This is a genomic window from Pseudomonas sp. TNT2022 ID642, assembly GCF_028656995.1.
In the GTDB taxonomy this organism is placed as follows: domain Bacteria; phylum Pseudomonadota; class Gammaproteobacteria; order Pseudomonadales; family Pseudomonadaceae; genus Aquipseudomonas.
In genome coordinates this window covers 1-17,338 of the sequence record NZ_JAMDGW010000043.1, presented here as the reverse complement: position 1 = coordinate 17,338, position 17,338 = coordinate 1, and the positions used below count along the sequence as shown (strand labels likewise).

Annotated in this window: 10 protein-coding genes; 4 read left to right on the top strand and 6 right to left on the bottom strand. The window is 62.3% G+C overall.

From position 1 onward, the window contains the following. Window positions 1–183: 183 nt before the first annotated feature. Window positions 184–10,707 carry an autotransporter-associated beta strand repeat-containing protein gene (locus M5G26_RS28600; RefSeq protein WP_273917106.1) on the bottom strand — a complete coding sequence of 3,508 codons (10,524 nt, stop codon included), beginning with the start codon at window positions 10,705–10,707 and terminating at the stop codon, window positions 184–186. A 511-nt stretch (window positions 10,708–11,218) separates the two neighbouring features. Between M5G26_RS28600 and M5G26_RS28595 the strand changes: the two genes are divergently transcribed. Together M5G26_RS28595 and M5G26_RS28590 are read left to right on the top strand one after the other, a co-directional pair. Beyond that, window positions 11,219–12,178: a nucleoside-specific channel-forming protein Tsx gene (locus M5G26_RS28595; protein WP_273917104.1), complete on the top strand. Its 960-nt coding sequence runs from the start codon at window positions 11,219–11,221 to the stop codon at window positions 12,176–12,178. Between the two features lie 15 nt (window positions 12,179–12,193). Beyond that, window positions 12,194–13,216 (top strand): purine-nucleoside phosphorylase, encoded by a 1,023-nt coding sequence (locus tag M5G26_RS28590; RefSeq protein WP_273917103.1) that lies wholly within the window; start codon window positions 12,194–12,196, stop codon window positions 13,214–13,216. Between the two features lie 138 nt (window positions 13,217–13,354). Here the strand turns inward: M5G26_RS28590 and M5G26_RS28585 are convergent, their stop codons facing one another. From M5G26_RS28585 to M5G26_RS28575, 3 genes are all read right to left on the bottom strand, one after another. Beyond that, window positions 13,355–14,311 carry a quinone oxidoreductase family protein gene (locus tag M5G26_RS28585; protein ID WP_273917102.1) on the bottom strand — a complete coding sequence of 319 codons (957 nt, stop codon included), beginning with the start codon at window positions 14,309–14,311 and terminating at the stop codon, window positions 13,355–13,357. A gap of 30 nt (window positions 14,312–14,341) precedes the next feature. Continuing rightward, on the bottom strand, window positions 14,342–14,515 hold the full coding sequence (locus M5G26_RS28580) for a DUF1427 family protein (protein ID WP_080750762.1): 174 nt from the start codon (window positions 14,513–14,515) through the stop codon (window positions 14,342–14,344). Window positions 14,516–14,751: 236 nt separating this feature from the next. Next, the gene (locus M5G26_RS28575) at window positions 14,752–15,525 is read right to left on the bottom strand and encodes an AraC family transcriptional regulator (RefSeq protein ID WP_273917101.1); all 774 of its coding nucleotides are present in this window, start codon (window positions 15,523–15,525) and stop codon (window positions 14,752–14,754) included. A 136-nt stretch (window positions 15,526–15,661) separates the two neighbouring features. Here M5G26_RS28575 and M5G26_RS28570 point away from each other — a divergent pair, with 136 nt between their 5' ends. Together M5G26_RS28570 and M5G26_RS28565 are read left to right on the top strand one after the other, a co-directional pair. Next, window positions 15,662–15,889: a DUF6555 family protein gene (locus M5G26_RS28570; RefSeq protein WP_007919026.1), complete on the top strand. Its 228-nt coding sequence runs from the start codon at window positions 15,662–15,664 to the stop codon at window positions 15,887–15,889. Between the two features lie 39 nt (window positions 15,890–15,928). Continuing rightward, the gene (locus M5G26_RS28565; protein ID WP_016982824.1) at window positions 15,929–16,201 is read left to right on the top strand and encodes a hypothetical protein; all 273 of its coding nucleotides are present in this window, start codon (window positions 15,929–15,931) and stop codon (window positions 16,199–16,201) included. A gap of 23 nt (window positions 16,202–16,224) precedes the next feature. On the opposite strand, the gene M5G26_RS28560 is transcribed toward M5G26_RS28565, so the two are convergent. Both M5G26_RS28560 and M5G26_RS28555 read right to left on the bottom strand, forming a co-directional pair. Then, window positions 16,225–16,392 (bottom strand): metallothionein, encoded by a 168-nt coding sequence (locus M5G26_RS28560; protein ID WP_134174924.1) that lies wholly within the window; start codon window positions 16,390–16,392, stop codon window positions 16,225–16,227. A 629-nt stretch (window positions 16,393–17,021) separates the two neighbouring features. Then, window positions 17,022–17,338: integrase core domain-containing protein (locus M5G26_RS28555; RefSeq protein ID WP_273917100.1), on the bottom strand; the 317-nt coding region annotated here is incomplete at its 5' end.

The following is a 17,338-nucleotide window of genomic DNA, read 5'->3' as shown; positions in this document are numbered from 1 at the left end:
GGTCTATCCGATCGTTCCCACGCTCCGCGTGGGAATGCAGCCCGGGACGCTCCGCGTCCCTTCACGGAGCCGGAACGCGGAGCGTCCCTAGAGGCGTTACCACGCAGAGCGTGGGAACGAGCAGCTTGAGACAAGGCAAAAAAAACCGCCCTTACGGGCGGCTAAAAGTGCTTCGACCCTAAATCAGAAGCCAAGGCTGAAGCTGATGGTCATTGCATGGTCGTTGCTGTCGTTCGACAGTTGGCCCGAGTAGCCGACGCCGAGTTTGCCGGTCGGGCTGATCTGGAAGTCGACACCCGCTTCAACGATGGCGCTGTCCTTGGCGATCGGCACGCCCTGTGTGCTGAACGAGGCGCCGCCGTCGATGAAGGTCAGGTCGGCGTCAGGCTTGGTATCACCAAAGGCATGGCGCCAGCCGATGGCCGCGCGCGGGGTGAATTGCCCGCCGTTGGCCAGGGTGATGACTTTGCCGGCACGTACACCGAGAGTCGAGAAGGTGATGTCTTGATCGGCATCCGCCTCCAGGCGCCCTACTCCGCCTTTCTCCTTGGCCTTGTCGGTGTCGTAGTTGACGTAGGCCAGACCGGCGAATGGCTCCAGGGCAATGCCGCCGGCTTCAATCGTGTAACCGACTTCACCGAACACCTGCGCGCTGCGCGCATCGTAATTGGCCTTCAAGCGATCGTTGTAGCTGCCGACGCTGACGTTGCGTTTGGTCTCGATGTCGTGCCAGCTGTAAGCCGCGCCGAGGCGCACCGCCAGAGCATCGAACTGCGAGTTGAGGTACGCCGCCAGGTGGTAGCTTTCGACGGTGGCATCCGAGCGACGGTCATGCGCATCGAGGTCGCTGCGGGTGTAACCGGCGGCCATGCCCACGCGCCACTGGTCATCGAGTTGCTTGTCGGTGCCGAGCATGAAGCCGCTGAGGTTGCGGTCGAGTTTCGCCGCGTTGCTGTCGCCATCCGTCTCACCCCACGCGCCGAGCGCCCGCGCCCAGCCAACCATTTCGCCGTGGCAACCGTTGCTGCTCAGTTGGTTGCCACTTGGCGCCAGCGCGCGGCGTGGATCATCCGCCGCGCTGCATGACGGTTGGCGCATGCGATCGTTGACCGCGTCACGCACATAGCGCGAATCCTCGAGGATGGCGCTGGCGGTGCTGGCGTGGATCTCACCGGACAGACTGTCGAAGGCATTACGCGCACCGGCGACGCTGAGGTTGACGATCTCGTTCTGCAACGCCGCACCGGCCGGGCCGTTGTTCGACAGCGCGGTGGCGGTTCTGAACTGGTTGCCAGTGGCGGCGACATCGGCGAACGAGTTGCCATTGCGGCTGACCACCAGGTTCACTGCGTTGGCGTCATACACCAGTGCCGTGTTGAGGAATGCGTATTGCGGCAGGTCCGCAGCGCTGAAGGTGCCATTCACGCCGCCGCCTGCGGTGATCAGCGAGTACGTGGTGTTGCCGGTGAACGGTGCCAGCGAGTTCACTTGCAAAGCGCCGCCCAGCGTTGCGGTGCCACCGATTGCCAGTGGTGTCGCGGTTGGCGAGCTGACCGTCAGGGCCAGCACACCGTCAGATGCGTTGGTCAGGTTACCGGCCACGCTCAGGGTGCCCGCTTCGGAGCCCGAGGTGACAACGCCATGGTTGACCACCGAACCGACGCTGCCGTTACCGCTGAGGCCGGCTCCATTGGCCACGGTGACTTGCCCACCCAACGAAGCGCGCGCCGCAAGGCTGCCGACTTGCAGCACACCTTGATCGACCGCAACCGTGCCGCTGAACGGATTATCACCGGTCAACAGCAAGGTGCCGGTGCCGCGTTTGAGCATCGCGCCAAGTCCGCGCAGCGATCCATTGAACTGACCATTGAAGTTCTGCAAGAAGAGCAACGATGCGTTGTTAAGGATGTTGCCCTGCAGGCTGGTGGTGTTACCGACCAGCGTACCGCCGCTGACCGTGGTGCCACCGCTGTAGGTGTTGGCGCCACTGAGCACCAGCGTGCCGGAGTCGAGTTTCTCGATCCCGCCAGTGCCCACCAGCGGCGCGGAGATTTCCGCACTCGCGCCGGCGTTGACGCGCACCGGTGCAAGGCTGCCGTCCGTGCCGTTGACCGGAGTCAGCGTACCGCCAGCCCCCGGAACCAGGCTGTAGCCGCCGGAGAGGAATTGCAGGCCGGTGAAGTTCTGATTGCCCTGCACGGTAACCGTACCCGCCTGGCCGCCAAACACGGCGAACTGACCATTTGCAGCCAAGGCCTGAGTACCGCTCGGATCGGTCCAGTTGGTGCCTGGACCCCATACACCACTGCCGCCACCGATGCTGCCGTCCGGATTGGTGGTGCCGCCGTTCCAGAACTGCACCTCACCCGGCGTGCCTTGCACCAGCAGGTTGATCTGATTGGCGATAGCCGTTTGCAGGGTCAGATTGGCCGCCGACACCGGCAGGCTGCCATATACCAGACCGTTGTCGGTCAGACTGCCGCCGTAGCTGAACAGTTGATAAACGCCGGTGCCGAAACCGCCGGCATTGCTGATGTTCAGCGTACCGTCGAGGGTCAGGTTGCCGGCGACGTTGACCACGGTGGTCGAACTGGCCGCCGAGCCGAGGCTGAAGTCCAGATTGGTCCCCGACGACAGTGCCAGCGAACCGACTGACAACGGCGTTGCCGTACCGCCACCCAGCAGCGTCGCACCGCTGGCCAGTTGCACGGCACCACCAAACTGGCCGCCACCGCCGATGCCGGCACCGCTGGCAACGTCGACATTGGCGCTGTTGAGCACGCCGTTGACGATCAGATTGCCCGCCTGCACCGAGGTGTTGCCGGTGAAGGTATTGTTGCCGGCCAGCAGCAGATCACCCGTGCCGGTTTTGTTCAGCGTACCGGCGCCGGTGAGATTGCCGGTGTAGCTGCCATCGGCGTTTTGCTCGAAGGTCAGCGTCGCGTTGTTGACGATCGCACCTTGCAAGCTGCTGGTGTCACCGCGCGTTGTGCCGCCGTTCAGCGTGGTGCCGCCGCTGTAGGTATTAGCACCACTGAGCACGAGATCACCGCTACCATTTTTCAGAAGACTGCCGGTGCCAGTCACAGCACCGATCAGCGTGGTGTTCTGGTTGCCGGCGAGGGTCAGTTGCGCGCCAAGGTTGACGGCATTGGCCAGTTGCAGCGCCGAGGTGCTGTCGAGCGTGCCGTCACCGGTCACGTTAAGCGCAGCGCTGCTGATCGCACTGTTGTTGCCAAGAACCAGCGTGCCGCCGGCGAGCTGAGTGCCGCCGCTGTAAGTGTTGCTGCCGTTGAGGGTCAGGCTCGATGCGCCGGCCTTGATCAGGCTGCCGCTGCCGCTGACCACGCCGTCAAGGGTCAAGGCGTTAGAGCCTGCGACATTCAAGCCACCGTTGAGCACAACATCGTTGCTCAGACTGACGGCCGCGTTGCTGTCCAGCGCTGTGCCGTCAGCAGCAGTCAACACGCCAGTGCCGAGCGCCGCGTTGTTGCCGACGACGATCTTGCCGCCGTTGAGCGCCGTGCCGCCGGTGTAGCCGTTGGCCGCGTTGAGCACCAGCGTACCGCTGTCGTATTTGCCCAGGGTGCCGCTGCCGTTGAGTGCGACGCCAATGGTTGCCGTGGCGTTCGGGTCAACCCGCACCGTGGCATTGCCCAGCGAACCATTGACCAGATTCAGCGAGCCCGCCGTGCCGCTCACCAGGCTGTAGCCGTCGGTGACGAACTGCAGACCGGTGATGGTTTGCGCGCCGTTGACGGTCACCGTGCCGGCCGCGCCCTGGAACACCGCGAAGCTGTTGGTCCAGGCCTGGTTGGTGGTGCCGTTGACGTCGGTCCAGTTGGTGGTGCCAGTGCCCCAGGTGCCGCTGCCACCCTCTACAGAACCGTTGGCCACCAGTTGGTTGCCGTCCCAGAACTGCACGGTGACGCCCGGTGCGGTGACCAGCAGGTTGATCTGATTGGCCAGTGCGGTTTGCAGTTGCAGATCGCCCGGGGTGACGCTGCCCGGCAGTGTGCCGAAGAGCATGCCGTTGTCGGTCAGGCCGCCGGTGTAGTCGATCAGGCGATAGACACCGCTGCCAAAACCACCGATGTCGCTGACGTTGAGCGTGCCGTCGAGGGTCAGGTTGCCGCCGACATTGACCAGCGCATTGCCGCCACCGGACACCGGTGTGCCGAGGCCGACGTCGAAGTTTGAATTGCCGTTGAACAGCAGCGAACTGACGCTCAGCGTACTGCCGGTGACGCCCGCCAGATGACCGCCATCCGCCACCGTCACGGCACCGGTCAGGCTGCCGCTGCCACCGAGGGTGCCGCCGCTGTTGACCAGCACATTGCCACTGGCCAGTGAGCCGTTGACCTGCAAGGTGCCGGCGTTGACGTTGGTATCACCAGTCAGGTCGCTGATGCCGCTGAGGGTCAGGGTGCCGCTGCCGAGTTTGCTCAGGCTGCCGTCACCGCTGAGGATGCCGGCGAAGGTGCTGCTGACGTTGTTGCCGCCCAGGCTCAACGTATTGCCAGTGCCAATCAGCGCCGTGCCGCTGCCAGTCAGGCTGGCAAGGCTTCCCGAAGCACCGAGATTAAGCGCCGCGCCACCCGCGAGATTGACCGTAGCGTTGTTGCCCAGCGCTGCGCCGTTCAGTGTGGTCAGGCTGCCGGACGCCACATCGAAGGTGCCGCTGAAGGTGTTGTTGCCGCTCAGGGTTACGTCGGCCAGACCATTTTTGCTCAACGTGCCGGCACCGGCGATGACACCGCCGATGGTCAGATTATTGTTACCGGCCAAGGCCAGATTGGCATTGACGTTGAGGTTGTTGGCCAGCACCAGCGGCGCGGAGTTATCGAGGGTCGAAGCACCCGCCACGGTCAGCGCGCCACTGCCCAGCGACGCGCCTGTACCAAGGGTCAGCGTGCCGGCATTCAGCGTGGTACCGCCGGTGAAGGTGTTGATGCCGTTGAGTGTCAGGTTCGACGCGCCGTCCTTGATCAAGCCACCCGCGCCGCTGACCACACCCGCGAGGGTCAGATTGTTGCTGCCGGTGTTGCTCAGGTTGGCGTTGAGCACGACGTTGTTGCCCAGGCTCAGCGCACTGTTGCTGTCCAGCGCCGAGGCGCCGGCTACAGTGAGATTGCCCAGACCCAGCGCCGAGTTGCTGCCGGCGGTCAGCGTGCCGGCGTTGAGGGTGGTGCCACCGAGGAAGTTGTTATTGCCGCTGAGAGTCAGGTTGGCGGCGCCGTTTTTGCTCAGGCTGCCGGCGCCGTTGACCGTACCGGCCAGGGTCAGATCCGCCGTGCCGCCAATGCCGAGATTGCCGGCCAGATTCACCGCGTTGTTCAGCGAAACCGCAGTGCTCGCATCCAGCGTGGTGCCGCCCGCCGCGTTCAACGTGCCGGAACCCAGGGCTGAGTTCGACGCCAGAATCAGTCCGCCGGCATTCAGTGCTACCGGCCCGAGGAAGGCGTTGTTGCCGCCGAGGGTCAGGTTCGCCGTGCCGGTTTTGATCAGGCCACCCGTGCCGCCAATCACGCCGTTGAGGGTCAGTGCATTGCTGCCGACCACGGTGAGGTTGCCGTTGAGCGTCGCCGCGTTGGCCAGTGTCACCGCCGCGTTGCTGTCCAGCTGCGTGCCGGCATTCGCCGTCAACGTACCAGTGCCAAGTGCGGTGTTGCTGCCGACGATAATCTTGCCGCCGTCCAGTTGTGTGCCGCCGGTATAGGTGTTGGCACCGCCGAGCACCAAGGTGCCGGCGTCGAGTTTATTGAGAATCCCGCTGCCATCGATATTGGCATTGATGGTCGCGGTCACGCCCGGATCGACGCGCAACGAAGTGGTGCCGCCGGTGCCGTTGACCGCCGTGAGTTGCCCCGCCGCACCGTTGACCACGTTGTAGCCATCGGTGAGAAATTGCATGCCGGTGAACGCTTGCGTGCCGTTCACCGTCACCGTGCCGGCGGTGCCCTGGAACACCGCGAAGTCGCCGGCCCACGGTTGATTGACCAAACCGTTGGCGTCGGTCCAGTTGGTGCCGACCGCGTTCCACGTGCCGCTGCCGCCATCGACCACACCGTTGGCGATGGTCTGGCTGCCGTCCCAGTAACGGATGTTGCTGTTCGGCGCGGAGACTTGAATGTTGATCTGATTGGCCACGCCGGTTTGCACCAGCAGATCGCCGAGGCCGTAACCGACCGGCACGCTGGCCACGTCCAGACCGAGGTTGGTCAGGGCGCCGGTGTAGTTGAACAGGCGATACACGCCGACGCCGAAACCGCCGGCATCGCTGACATTAAGATTGCCGTCGAGGGTGAGGTTGCCACCGACATTCATCAGCGACGCGGTCGACGGTGTGCCCAGTGCTACATCAACGTTGCTGCCGGCGCCAAGAGTCAGAGCACTCGCCGACAAGGTGTTGCCCGACGACAACGCCAGATGCCCACCGTTGTTGATGTTGACCGCGCCGAGCGCCGAACCGGTACCGGTCAGCGTGCCACCGGTATTGACGTTGACTTGCGCACTGCCCAGCGAACCACTGAGATTCACGATACCGCCATCGATCGCGGTATTGCCGGTAATGCCGTTGATGCCAGTGAGGTTCAAGGTGCCGGTGCCGACTTTGACCAGGCCGCCGCTGCCGCTGAGATCGCCGTCGAAGGTGCTGGTGACGTTGCCGCTGCCGACGGTCAGCAGGTTGCTGCCGGTCAGTTGCACACTGCCGCTGCCGGTCAGCGCACCGAGGCTGGCGTTGCTGCCCAGATTCAGCCCGGCGCCGGCGCTGATGTTGACGCCGGCGGTGCTGCCCAGCGCGTTGCTGTTGAGGGTGGTGACGCTGCCGGAAACGATATTCAGCGCGCCGGTAAAGGTGTTGCTGCCCGCGAGGGTCAGATCCGACAGACCGTTTTTGGTCAGGTTGCCGGCACCGTCGATGATGCCGTTAAAGCTCAAATCGTTGTTGCCGGCAACCGTCAGCCCGGCGTTCAAAGTGATCGCGTTGCCGATGCCGAACGATGCACTGTTATCCAGCGTCGCCGCACCGCCGACGATCAATGCGCCACTGCCCAGACTGTTGGCATTGCCCAAGGTGAGCGTGCCGGCGTTGAGCGTGGTGCCGCCGCTGAAGCTGTTGCTGCCGTTGAGGGTCAGGTTGGCTGCGCCGTTTTTGATCAACTGGCCAGTGCCGCTGGTGACGCCGCCGAGGGTGAGGTTTTGCGTACCGCCAACGGTCAGCGCCGCATTGAGGGCGACGGCGTTGTTGAGGCTGACCAGCGGCGAATTGCTGTCCAGCGTTGCCGCGCCAGCGACAGTCAGCGCACCGGAACCCAATGCAGAACTGTTGCCGACGGTCAGTGTGCCAGCGTTCAGCGTGGTGCCACCGAGGTAGTTGTTGGCGGCGTTGAGAATCAGATTGGCCGCGCCGTCTTTCACCAGACTGCCGGCGCCGCTGACCAGACCGGTCAGGGTCATATTCGCCGTGCCGCCGATGTTCAAGGCACCGGCGAGCGCCACGGCATTGTTCAGGCTGACGGCCGTGTTGGCGTCCAGCGTGGTGTTGGCCGCCGCGTTCAACGTGCCGGAACCCAACGCGGTGTTGCTGCCGACGGTCAGTTTGCCGGTGTTCAACAGGGTGTTGCCAAAATAACTGTTGGCGCCGTTGAGGGTCAGGTCGGCAGCGCCATTCTTGGTCAGCCCACCGATACCGGCGACCACGCCGCCGAGGGTCAGCGCATTGGTCCCGCCCACAGTCAGGGTGCCGGCGAGGTTGACGTTGTTGGCCAGCGTCGCGGCGGTACTGGCATCGAGGGTGGTGCCGTTCGAGGCGTTGAGTGTGCCGGTGCCGAGTGCTGTGTTGGAGCCGACCACCAGCGAACCGGCGTTCAGGGCGGTGGTGCCGGAGTAGGTGTTGTTGCCGTTGAGGGTCAGGCTGGATGCGCCGGTCTTGATTAAACCATTGGCGCCACTGATCACCCCGCCAAGGGTCAGCGCGTTGGCGCCGCCGGCGGTGAGGTTGGCGTTGAGGGTGATTGCGTTGTTCAGGGTAACCGCCGTGCTGCTGTTGAGGGTACTGGCCCCGGCGACAGTCAGTGCGCCAGTGCCCAGCGCTGCGGCGTTACCGACAGTCAAGCTGCCGGCGTTCAACGTGGTCCCGCCAGCGAACGTGTTCACTCCATCGAGGGTCAGGTTGGCGGCGCCGTTCTTGATCAGTTGACCGGCGCCGTTGATGACACCGGAGAGGGTCAGACCGCTGCTGCCGCCGAGGGTCAGGGCACTGCTGTTGAGGTTGATGTTGTTGCTCAGGTTGACAGCGGTGTTGCTGTCCAGCGCTGAGACATCGATGACGTTCAATGCACCGCTGCCCAACGCGGCCGCGTTGCCCACAGTGAGCGTGCCGGCGGCCAGCGTGGTACCGCCGAGATAAGTGTTGGCACCGTTGAGAGTCAGGTTGGCAAAACCGCGCTTGGTCAACCCGCCACTGCCGCTGATCACACCACCGAGGGTCAGGTCAGCGCTGCCACGCACTTCCAGATCACCGCCAAGGGTCACCGCATTGGTCAACGCGGCCGTGGTGCTGGCGTCGATTTTGGTACCTGCCGCTGTGGCCAAGGCACCGGTACCCAGCGCCGTGTTGGAGCCGACAATCAGCGTGCCGGCATTGAGCGCAGTGCCGCCGGCGAAGGTGTTGTTGCCGCTGAGGGTCAGATCCGCCGTGCCATTCTTGATCAGGCTGCCGGCACCGCTGATGACGCCGCTCAAACCCAGCGCCTGCGTACCGCCGATGGTCACCCCGCCCGCCAGCGCAACGGCGTTGGCCAATGTCACTGCGGCAGTCGCATCCAGCGTAGTGCCCGCTGCCGCGCTCAACGCGCCAGTCCCCAGCGCGGTGTTGCTGCCAACGAACAGGCTGCCGCCATTGAGCAGCGTGTTGCCGCTGTTGGTGTTGTTGCCGGTCAACGTCAGGCTGGCACTGCCGGATTTGGTGATGCCGCCGGTGCCGGACAACACGCCACCGAGGGTCAGCGCATTGCTGCCGAGCACGTTGAGCGCGCCGGTCATGCCAATGTTATTGGCCAGCGTCACGTTGGTGGTGCTGTCGAGACTGGTACCGGCGGCGGTGTTCAACGCACCGCTGCCCAGCGAGTCGTTATTGGTCACCAGCAGGCTGCCGGCGCTCAGGGTAGTGGTGCCGGTGAAACCGCTGTTGGCGCCACTGACGGTCAGGCTGCCAGTGCCGGTCTTGGTCAGGCCGCTGCTGCCGCTGATCAAACCGCCAAGGGTCAGCGCGCCAGTACCGCCGGCGGTCAGGGTGCCGCCGAGGCTGATGGCGTTGGCGAGACTGATCGTGCCCGGCGCGCTCAGGGTTGTCGCGCCGGTGACGTTGAGGGTGCCGGTGCTGAACGCCTGATTGTTGCTCACCTGCACGGTACCGCCATTGAGCGTGGTGTTGCCCAGATAGGTGTTGGCAGCGCTGAGGTTCAACTGGCTGGCGTCGAGTTTGGTCAGGCCACCGCTGCCGGAAATCACCCCGCTCAGCGTGGTCGCGTTAGTGCCTTGCACCGTCACGCCGCCGGCGCCGAGGGAGATCAGATTGCTGATGTTCAACCCGGCATTGCTGGCCTGCAGAATCCCGCCATTGGAGGTGATTACGCCGCTGCCGAAGGTGGCGTTGTTGTTGAACTGGGCGATACCGCCATTGAGCGTGGTCGCGCCGCTGACCAATGGCCCCTGCAAGGTCCAGGTGCCGCTGTTGAGGGTCAGGTTGTTGAAGTTGACGTAGGTGGCGCTCGATGCCGTGCCAGTCCCGGTGATACCGCCGCCGACGCCAGCCGGGTTTTGCAGGATCAGGCTGTTGGTGCCGCCCGCGCCGCCATCGACCGTGCCGGTCGGGGCGAAGGTCAGGTTGATGCCGATCAAACCGCCGAGGCCGACGCTGATCTGTACACCGTCACCGACGTTGACGCTGGAGCCGGTCACCGCCGTGAAGGTGTTGGTGCTCGCCGCGCCCATCGACACGCCGCCGGAAATCGCACCGGCGTTGGTGAAGGTGTTGCCCGCCGCCGAGGTCTCGAACGCGATCCGACCGTTGATGACGCCGGTGTTGCTGTTGGTCATGTTGACCTGCGAACCACCGTAGACGCCGATCACCGGGGTATCCGCCAACGTGGTGCCGATCGAGATTCCGGATGAGGTGATGGTGCCGTTGTTGGTGATGCTGGTGGTGCCCGCTGCTGCGTTATTAACCGAAAGGGCCAAGCCGTCGATGCTCGTCAGGTTCAGCCCCAGCACCATCCCGGTGCCCCGCATGATCGCGCCAGCATTGTTGAGCACGCTGACCGTGCTGGTAGCGCCGCTGCCGATGAATGCCCCGCCACTCAAAACCGACACCAGACCGAGCACTGCCGGATCCATGATGCCGGAGTTGTTCAGGGTAATGTTGACCCCCGTCAGGTCCATGACATGCCCGCCAAGGGTCGCATTCATCTGCGCGCCGCTGTTGACGTTGACCGTCAGGTTGTCAGAGGCACTGGCGAAGTCGTTGGGAACCAGTGGCAGTGGCGGCACCCCTGTACACGTCACGATTGAACCCGCCGTGGAGCAGGTGGCCAACGCAGGTGCGCTGACGCCGCCGAACAACAACCCGGCAACGCTCAAGTGCACAGCAAGGGAAAGAGGGGAAAAGCGCGAAACGAGGGCGACACCAAACCTTGCTTCCACGGGCTACTCCTTGTCGTGGCCAATTTCTTCCTTGAGGGCGCGCAGAGCCGTGCTTATTCCACACGCGAATCAAGACTGCGACGGTCATCACAAAACCGTTGATTGGGGACAACGCTAGTAGACGCCCGGCAATGGGGCACGGATTAAATGGTGTTAATACTTTAATACTAGAGGGGTCTGGAATCGGCGTTTCAGCCCGCAAGCACTGGTCTGAGGGCGATACAAAACCTGTGGGAGCGAGCCTGCTCGCGAATGCGGTGGGTCAGTTGAGAACTGCTTTTCTGACATCCAGCCTTCGCGAGCAGGCTCGCTCCCACAGGGAACTTCGAGCGCGCAAAACCGTACCTGACCGCCCCATCAGCAAATGCTGTGAAACCTTAGAAATTTCAGCGCATTGAGAAAACTGGTACGCCTTGTGCAAACGTTTGCGTAACGTCAATCCCAACGTTTTCGTAACAAAACCGTACAAGCCCACGGAACACGGGCCTCGATCCGCAAAAAAGGACTTTGAATGGCCATTGCATGCCCTTTTCGCGCACCTTTCTCGTGCACGTTTGCTGTTTCCTTGCTACTGACCGGCGTTACCGGACTTCTCAGCCACAGCGCTGTGGCGCAACCGGCCGCCAAGGAAGAATCCGCCCAGGGCGAAGCGCTCAGCCCCGAAGCCAGCCCGCCGAAAAAAGGTGAGTATCTGTCGGACTGGTACAACCAGGACTTGATGTTGATTGGCAGCAAGGACATCAGCTTCGGCCCGCAACCGGCCGACGACATCTATCTGGAATACGAGTACTTCGGCCGCAAAGGCCCGTTCGAACTGTACGGCTACGTCGACATCCCGAAGATCTTCAACATCGGCAACAGCCACGATAAAGGCGTGTGGGATCACGGCTCGCCGGTGTTCATGGAGCACGAACCGCGCATCTCCATCGACTACCTCGCCGGCCGCAGCCTGGCCATCGGTCCGTTCAAGGAATGGTATGTAGCGTTCGACTGGATCTACGATCACGGCAGCCGCAAAGAAAACCGTGCCAACACCCTGTACAGCGGTTTCGGCACCGACATCGACACCCATTCGCGGGTCAACCTGTCGGCCAACCTCTACGGTCGCTATCAGTGGGAAAACTACGGCGCCAGCAATGAATATTCCTGGGACGGCTATCGCGCGCAGCTCAAGTACATCGTGCCGATCGACAAATTCAGCAACGGCGCCTCGCTGACCTACATCGGTTTCACCAACTTCGATTTCGGCTCGGACATCCACAAGGACAACCCTGCGCGCACGGCCAATGCGACGGTGGCGACCAACGTCCTGCTCTACTCGTTCACTCACTTGCGCTTCACCCTGGTCGGCCGTTACTTCCACAACGGCGGCAACTGGGAGGACGGCAGCGAGCTGAATTTTGGCGACGGCAATTTTCGCGCCCGTTCCAACGGCTGGGGTTACTACGCCGGCGTCGGTTATCAGTTCTGAATCAAGGAGTTTTCCATGCAAGCAATGATGCGTTTGACCCTGACCGGTGCGGCCCTGCTCTCCTCTACCGCGTGGGCGGCCGAGGCACCGATACAACCGAAAGTCATGCTGATCACCATGTTCGCTCCCGAGGCGCAGCATTGGATCGACCGCCTGGAGCTGAAACAGGAAATCCGCGTGCCGGGCCTGTCCGCCGAGTACCCGAGCATCCGCTGCAATGCACAACAGGTCTGCCTGTTGACCACCGGCATGGGCCAGACCAACGCCGCCGCCTCGACATTGGCGTTGGCGCTGTCGCCGAAATTCGACCTGCGCAAAAGTTACTTCCTGATCGCCGGCATTGCCGGGATCAGCCCGAAACACGGAACCATTGGCACCGCTGCATGGGCGCACTATCTGGTGGAGTTCGGCACGCAATGGGAGATCGATTCGCGTGATGCGCCGTCGACTTGGCCGACCGGCTACCTGGGCATCAACACCAAGAGTCCGAACGAAAAACCGCCGCTGGACTACAAGACCGAAGTCTTTGAACTCAACCCGACACTGCAGGCCAAGGCGTTCGCCCTGAGCCACAAGGTCGAGCTGAGCGAGAGCAAGGAGTCCGCCGCGTGGCGCCTGAAATATCCGTCGGCGCCGGCCAATCAACCACCGGTGGTGACGCGCTGCGACACACTGGCCGGCAACACCTGGTTTTCCGGCACGCGCCTGAGCGAACGGGCCGAGGTCTGGACCCAATTGTTGACCGATAACAAAGGCGAATATTGCACGACGCAACAGGAAGACAACTCGACCTATGAAGCCTTGCTGCGTGCCAGTCGCGAGGGTCTGGTCGACGTGCAACGCCTTGCCGTGGTGCGCGCCGGCTCCGACTTCGACCGCCCTGAGCCGGGCGGCAGTGAAGTGGACAACCTGCTCAAATACGCCGATCAGGGCGGCTTCGTGCCGGCCCTGGAAAACCTCTATCGCACGGGTAATCCGTTGGTGCAGGACATCCTGAAAAACTGGTCAGCCTGGGAAAACGGCGTCCCCGCCTCTTAAGAACACCGAAAATCCCTGTGGGAGCTGGCTTGCCAGCGATGGCGGCGGAACAGGCAAAGAAGAAGTTGCCTGAACTGACGCTATCGCTGGCAAGCCAGCTCCCACAGTTGGCTAGGTGTCAAGGAGATCTAAGGTGTATCAGGGGATAAGGATGATCTTGTCACCGCTGCCCTGATTCACATCGGCGTAGCGCGCGAGGCCCTCGGCCAACGGCGCCTCGACCAACCCTTGCGGCAAAGGCAGCGAGCCTTCATCGAAGAACCGACCAAACTGCTCGAGCATCGCTGCACACGCTTCAACGCCATACAACAACGAATTGATCCCGACCACCGAACCGCCCTTGCGATACAGCGCCAGTGCCGGCAGTTGCACATGCCCGTCCACCGGTGCGGCAATGATCGCGATCCGTCCGAACGTGGCCAATGCCGCCACCGACGCCGGCAGCCAGAAACCAGTGGTGTCGAAAATCACATCGGCACCACCGCGATACACCGCGTTGACCTGCGCACCAAGTTCTTCGGGTTTATCCAGTTGAATCGTCTGATAACCCTGCGCTTGCAGTTCCGCCACCTGCTGCGGGCGCCGCGCCGCCGCCAGCAACTGCGCGCCACGCACCTTCGCCAGCGCCAAAGCAGCGGTCGCCACCGCTCCGCCGCCGATCACCAGCAAACGCGTCTCGGCCGTTACGAGGCTACGTTCCAAAGCATCCCAAGCCGTGGTGTAAGGGACGCCGAGGCTGGCGGCCTGGGTGAAACTCAGGTGCGACGGTTTATGCGCCACGCCGTTGGCCGGCAGTTTGACGAACTCTGCGTGAGAACCATCGGCAAAAAAACCCAGCTCACGCCCGGTGCCCCACACTTCCTGACCGATCAAGGCCTGCGGGCCTTCGACGACGACACCGGCGAAATCCCGACCGGGAATCCGTGGCAGCGTGGTGTAGGGAAAACGCCCGAGCACGTTCTTCACGTCGCTCGGATTCAGACCTGCCGCTTTGATCTGCACCAGCACTTCGTTTGCGCCAGGAACAGGGGTCGGCACCTCGACGAAGCGCAGGGAAGACAGGTCGCCGGTTTTATCGAATTGCAGAGCTTTCATGAACACATCCACCGAAGGAGAAAAGGGAATTCAGGACAACCAGCCAGACACCAGTTGCCGGCCCATCGGCCACAGCTGCTCACCGGCCAGCATGCCGAGCAAGCCGACCAGCGCGATGGCCGGTGGCGCCGGAGAACGGAAATCCAGCGCGCCGTACAGCAGGCCGACGCCCAGACCAATGGCCAGCGAAATCAGGTAATTCATGGGGAGGAACTCCGCCCGTGGAAAGGAATGGGCAAAGTTTAGGGAGTCGGCGAGGTTGGCATCGGCCAAGGACTTCTGAATTTCGGACAAACCAACCACAGTCACCACAAAACCCTGTGGGAGCTGGCTTGCCAGCGATGAGGCCTGTACATCCGACATCCTCATCGGCTGACACACCGCTATCGCTGGCAAGCCAGCTCCCACAAGGTTCTGTGTAGGTTCAGGATATAGCGTCGTTACAGAGTGAATTGCGAAGGGGCGACACCCAATTCGCGGCGGAACATGTCACTGAAGCTACTGGGTGAATACCCCAGCTCCCGGGCAATCACACTCACCGCCCCCCCCTGAATCAACTCCGCCACCGCCGTCGCCAGTTGCACCTGCCGCCGCCACTCGGCGAAGCCCATGCCGAGGCTGTCCTTGAACAACCGCGCCAAGGTGCGCACGCTGGCCCCGGCATTTTCTGCATGCTGCTCGAATGGAATCTCCAGCGACGGCGCCGCCATTACCGCCTGACACAAATTCATCAGGCGCCGGTCGGAGTCATCCGGCATCGGGATCTTCAACTGCGAACGCCTTGCGCGTTTCAGCTCCAGCAACGCCAACCCGACGAGTGCCTCGTAATACGCCGGATCCCCGCTATCACCCTGCTCCACCAGCCCGACGATCAACTCGCGCAGCAAACCACCGACCTCGATCACCTGCACCGTCTGATCCAGCGTCGCCGCCAGCGCCGGACGCAGGTAGATATTGCGCATCTGCAGATCCGACACCACGCGAATCCCGTGCGGCACACCCGGCGGCAACCACACCGCACGCTGCGGCGGTACCACCAGCGCTTCGTGCGGGGTTTCGACCCACATCACCCCGCTCATCGCATACAGCAGTTGCCCCCAGACATGCTCGTGCGGCTCGATAAACAGCCCACGCGGGTACGTGCGTGCCAGCGGTTGCACGGGCACATCGGTATCGCTGAGATCGGGCGGTGCGGCAAGGGCCATGGCGAGCATTCATTGGGCTTGGTGGAAGCGCCATGGTAACCAGTGCGAAACGGCGTCGCCAACGATAGATACCGTCCGACAATCCGAGTGAATTTTCCCGGTGCGCCGCGATCCCTCTATTACCACAGGGAGGAATACGGGCTTTATGAACAACGCAAAACTCTATGTCATCGAATACACCCTTCACGGCACGCCCAAGTCGTTCATTATCCGCTCGGACAAAATGGACAACACCGAGGCGTGGCACTGGGCGAGCTGCGACGCCGGGGTCGGCCGCATCCCGCGTTTTGGCCGTGAGAAGGTGCAGAAGACCAGCAAACCGATGGCGGAAAAATTCGGCGTGGAAAACGTCGTGTGGCGACCGACCAGCTAAGCTCTGCCTGGCGATCGGCATCATTCGGGGGAATGCACCATGAGCAACATCATCAGCCCGGCGCATCTGGACTACGGACTGGATACGTTGTTCGGGCGTATCACCAAAAGCGTGGACTGTCGCGTTGGGCTGGAGGCGGTCGCGGATGATCCGTTTTGCTTTGCCTTGCGAGTGCCGGCACCGCTGCCGGAAGACCTCGACCAGGCGAAAACCGTGGTGGTCAGGGTTGAAGGGCGAAGGCTGCAAGGTACGGTAAGGCATGCAGAGCGGCTGGATGATGAGAGCCTGAAACTGGAAGTGGAGCCTGATTAGGCTCCACTTTTTTATGGGTGCTGTTATTTCGAATCCCCGCAGTTGCAACCTTTGCTGGAACACGCTTTGTCATCCTTGTGATGGTGGGCGCAGGCTTCGCAGCAATAGTGTTTGCCGTGGACGGCGTAGGCATGATCGCCTTCCTTGATGGTGCATTTGCAGTTGGGACAATCGCATTTTCTATCGGGCATGGGACAGACTCCTTGGGTGGGGGTTGTCTGGGGCTTGAAGGGCAAGCCGTAATACCCAGTGTAGGAGCTGCCGCAGGCTGCGATCTTTTGATTTTGATTTTGATTTTGTTTGGGATTGGGATTGGGATTGGGGGCATATCCGTTGCTGCGGGTGTTGCCACTGGCGGTTTCGCTCTTACAGCGAGTCACCTTTTCCAAACGCCGAAAAGGTAACCCAAAAGGCTTTGCCCCGGCGTACGGCACTTCGCTGAGGCTCAGTGTTCCCTCGCTACGGTGTCCATCCGGGGGCATCGCCTACGGTTTGCTTCGCTGCACCTCCTCTCGATGAATGCGGCTGCGCCGCACGGCGCTGCGCGCCTACCCCCGGATGAACACCTCCGCTCGGCCTGCCGAAGGGGCAAAAAATCAAAAGCCGAAGCCAAAGCAAGATCACAAGCCAGATCAAGTGCCCCTCACCCTAGCCCTCTCCCAGAGGGAGAGGGGACTGACCGGGGTGTATGGGCGAGGTACGCCGACGTGACATACCGAGTCGAGCTCAGATTCTGAAACAGATCAAAAGCCCCTCACCCTAGCCCTCCCGTTGATCTGGTCAAACGATACTGGACACGGTTATAGGGTTTTACCCTTTTTCATGCCGCCAGGGCTTCCATTTCCACCGGAGTTCGGTAGCCATTGTGACTGTGCAGCCTGATCCGATTGTAATAATGGGTCAGGTAGCGCAACACATCGGTACTGGCCTCGTCTTCGTTTCGGTAGCCAGCCTTGGGTATCCATTCAGATTTCAAACTGCCAAAGAAACGCTCCATCGGGGCGTTATCCCAGCAGTTTCCTCGTCGACTCATACTTTGTTTTATGCGCATGTCCGCCAGCGTTTCACGGAACATTTTGCTGCTGTAATGACAACCCTGATCCGAATGGAACATCAAGTTTTCAGGGCGTCCTCGCG

Bases quoted from the DNA above. Each gene is read 5' to 3' on its own strand.
- M5G26_RS28590 (WP_273917103.1), top strand. From the start codon at position 12,194: ATGCAAGCAATGATGCGTTTGACCCTGACCGGTGCGGCCCTGCTCTCC.
- M5G26_RS28580 (WP_080750762.1), bottom strand. From the start codon at position 14,515: ATGAATTACCTGATTTCGCTGGCCATTGGTCTGGGCGTCGGCCTGCTG.
- M5G26_RS28570 (WP_007919026.1), top strand. From the start codon at position 15,662: ATGAACAACGCAAAACTCTATGTCATCGAATACACCCTTCACGGCACG.
- M5G26_RS28560 (WP_134174924.1), bottom strand. From the start codon at position 16,392: ATGCCCGATAGAAAATGCGATTGTCCCAACTGCAAATGCACCATCAAG.
- M5G26_RS28595 (WP_273917104.1), top strand. From the start codon at position 11,219: ATGGCCATTGCATGCCCTTTTCGCGCACCTTTCTCGTGCACGTTTGCT.
- M5G26_RS28565 (WP_016982824.1), top strand. From the start codon at position 15,929: ATGAGCAACATCATCAGCCCGGCGCATCTGGACTACGGACTGGATACG.
- M5G26_RS28575 (WP_273917101.1), bottom strand. From the start codon at position 15,525: ATGCTCGCCATGGCCCTTGCCGCACCGCCCGATCTCAGCGATACCGAT.
- M5G26_RS28585 (WP_273917102.1), bottom strand. From the start codon at position 14,311: ATGAAAGCTCTGCAATTCGATAAAACCGGCGACCTGTCTTCCCTGCGC.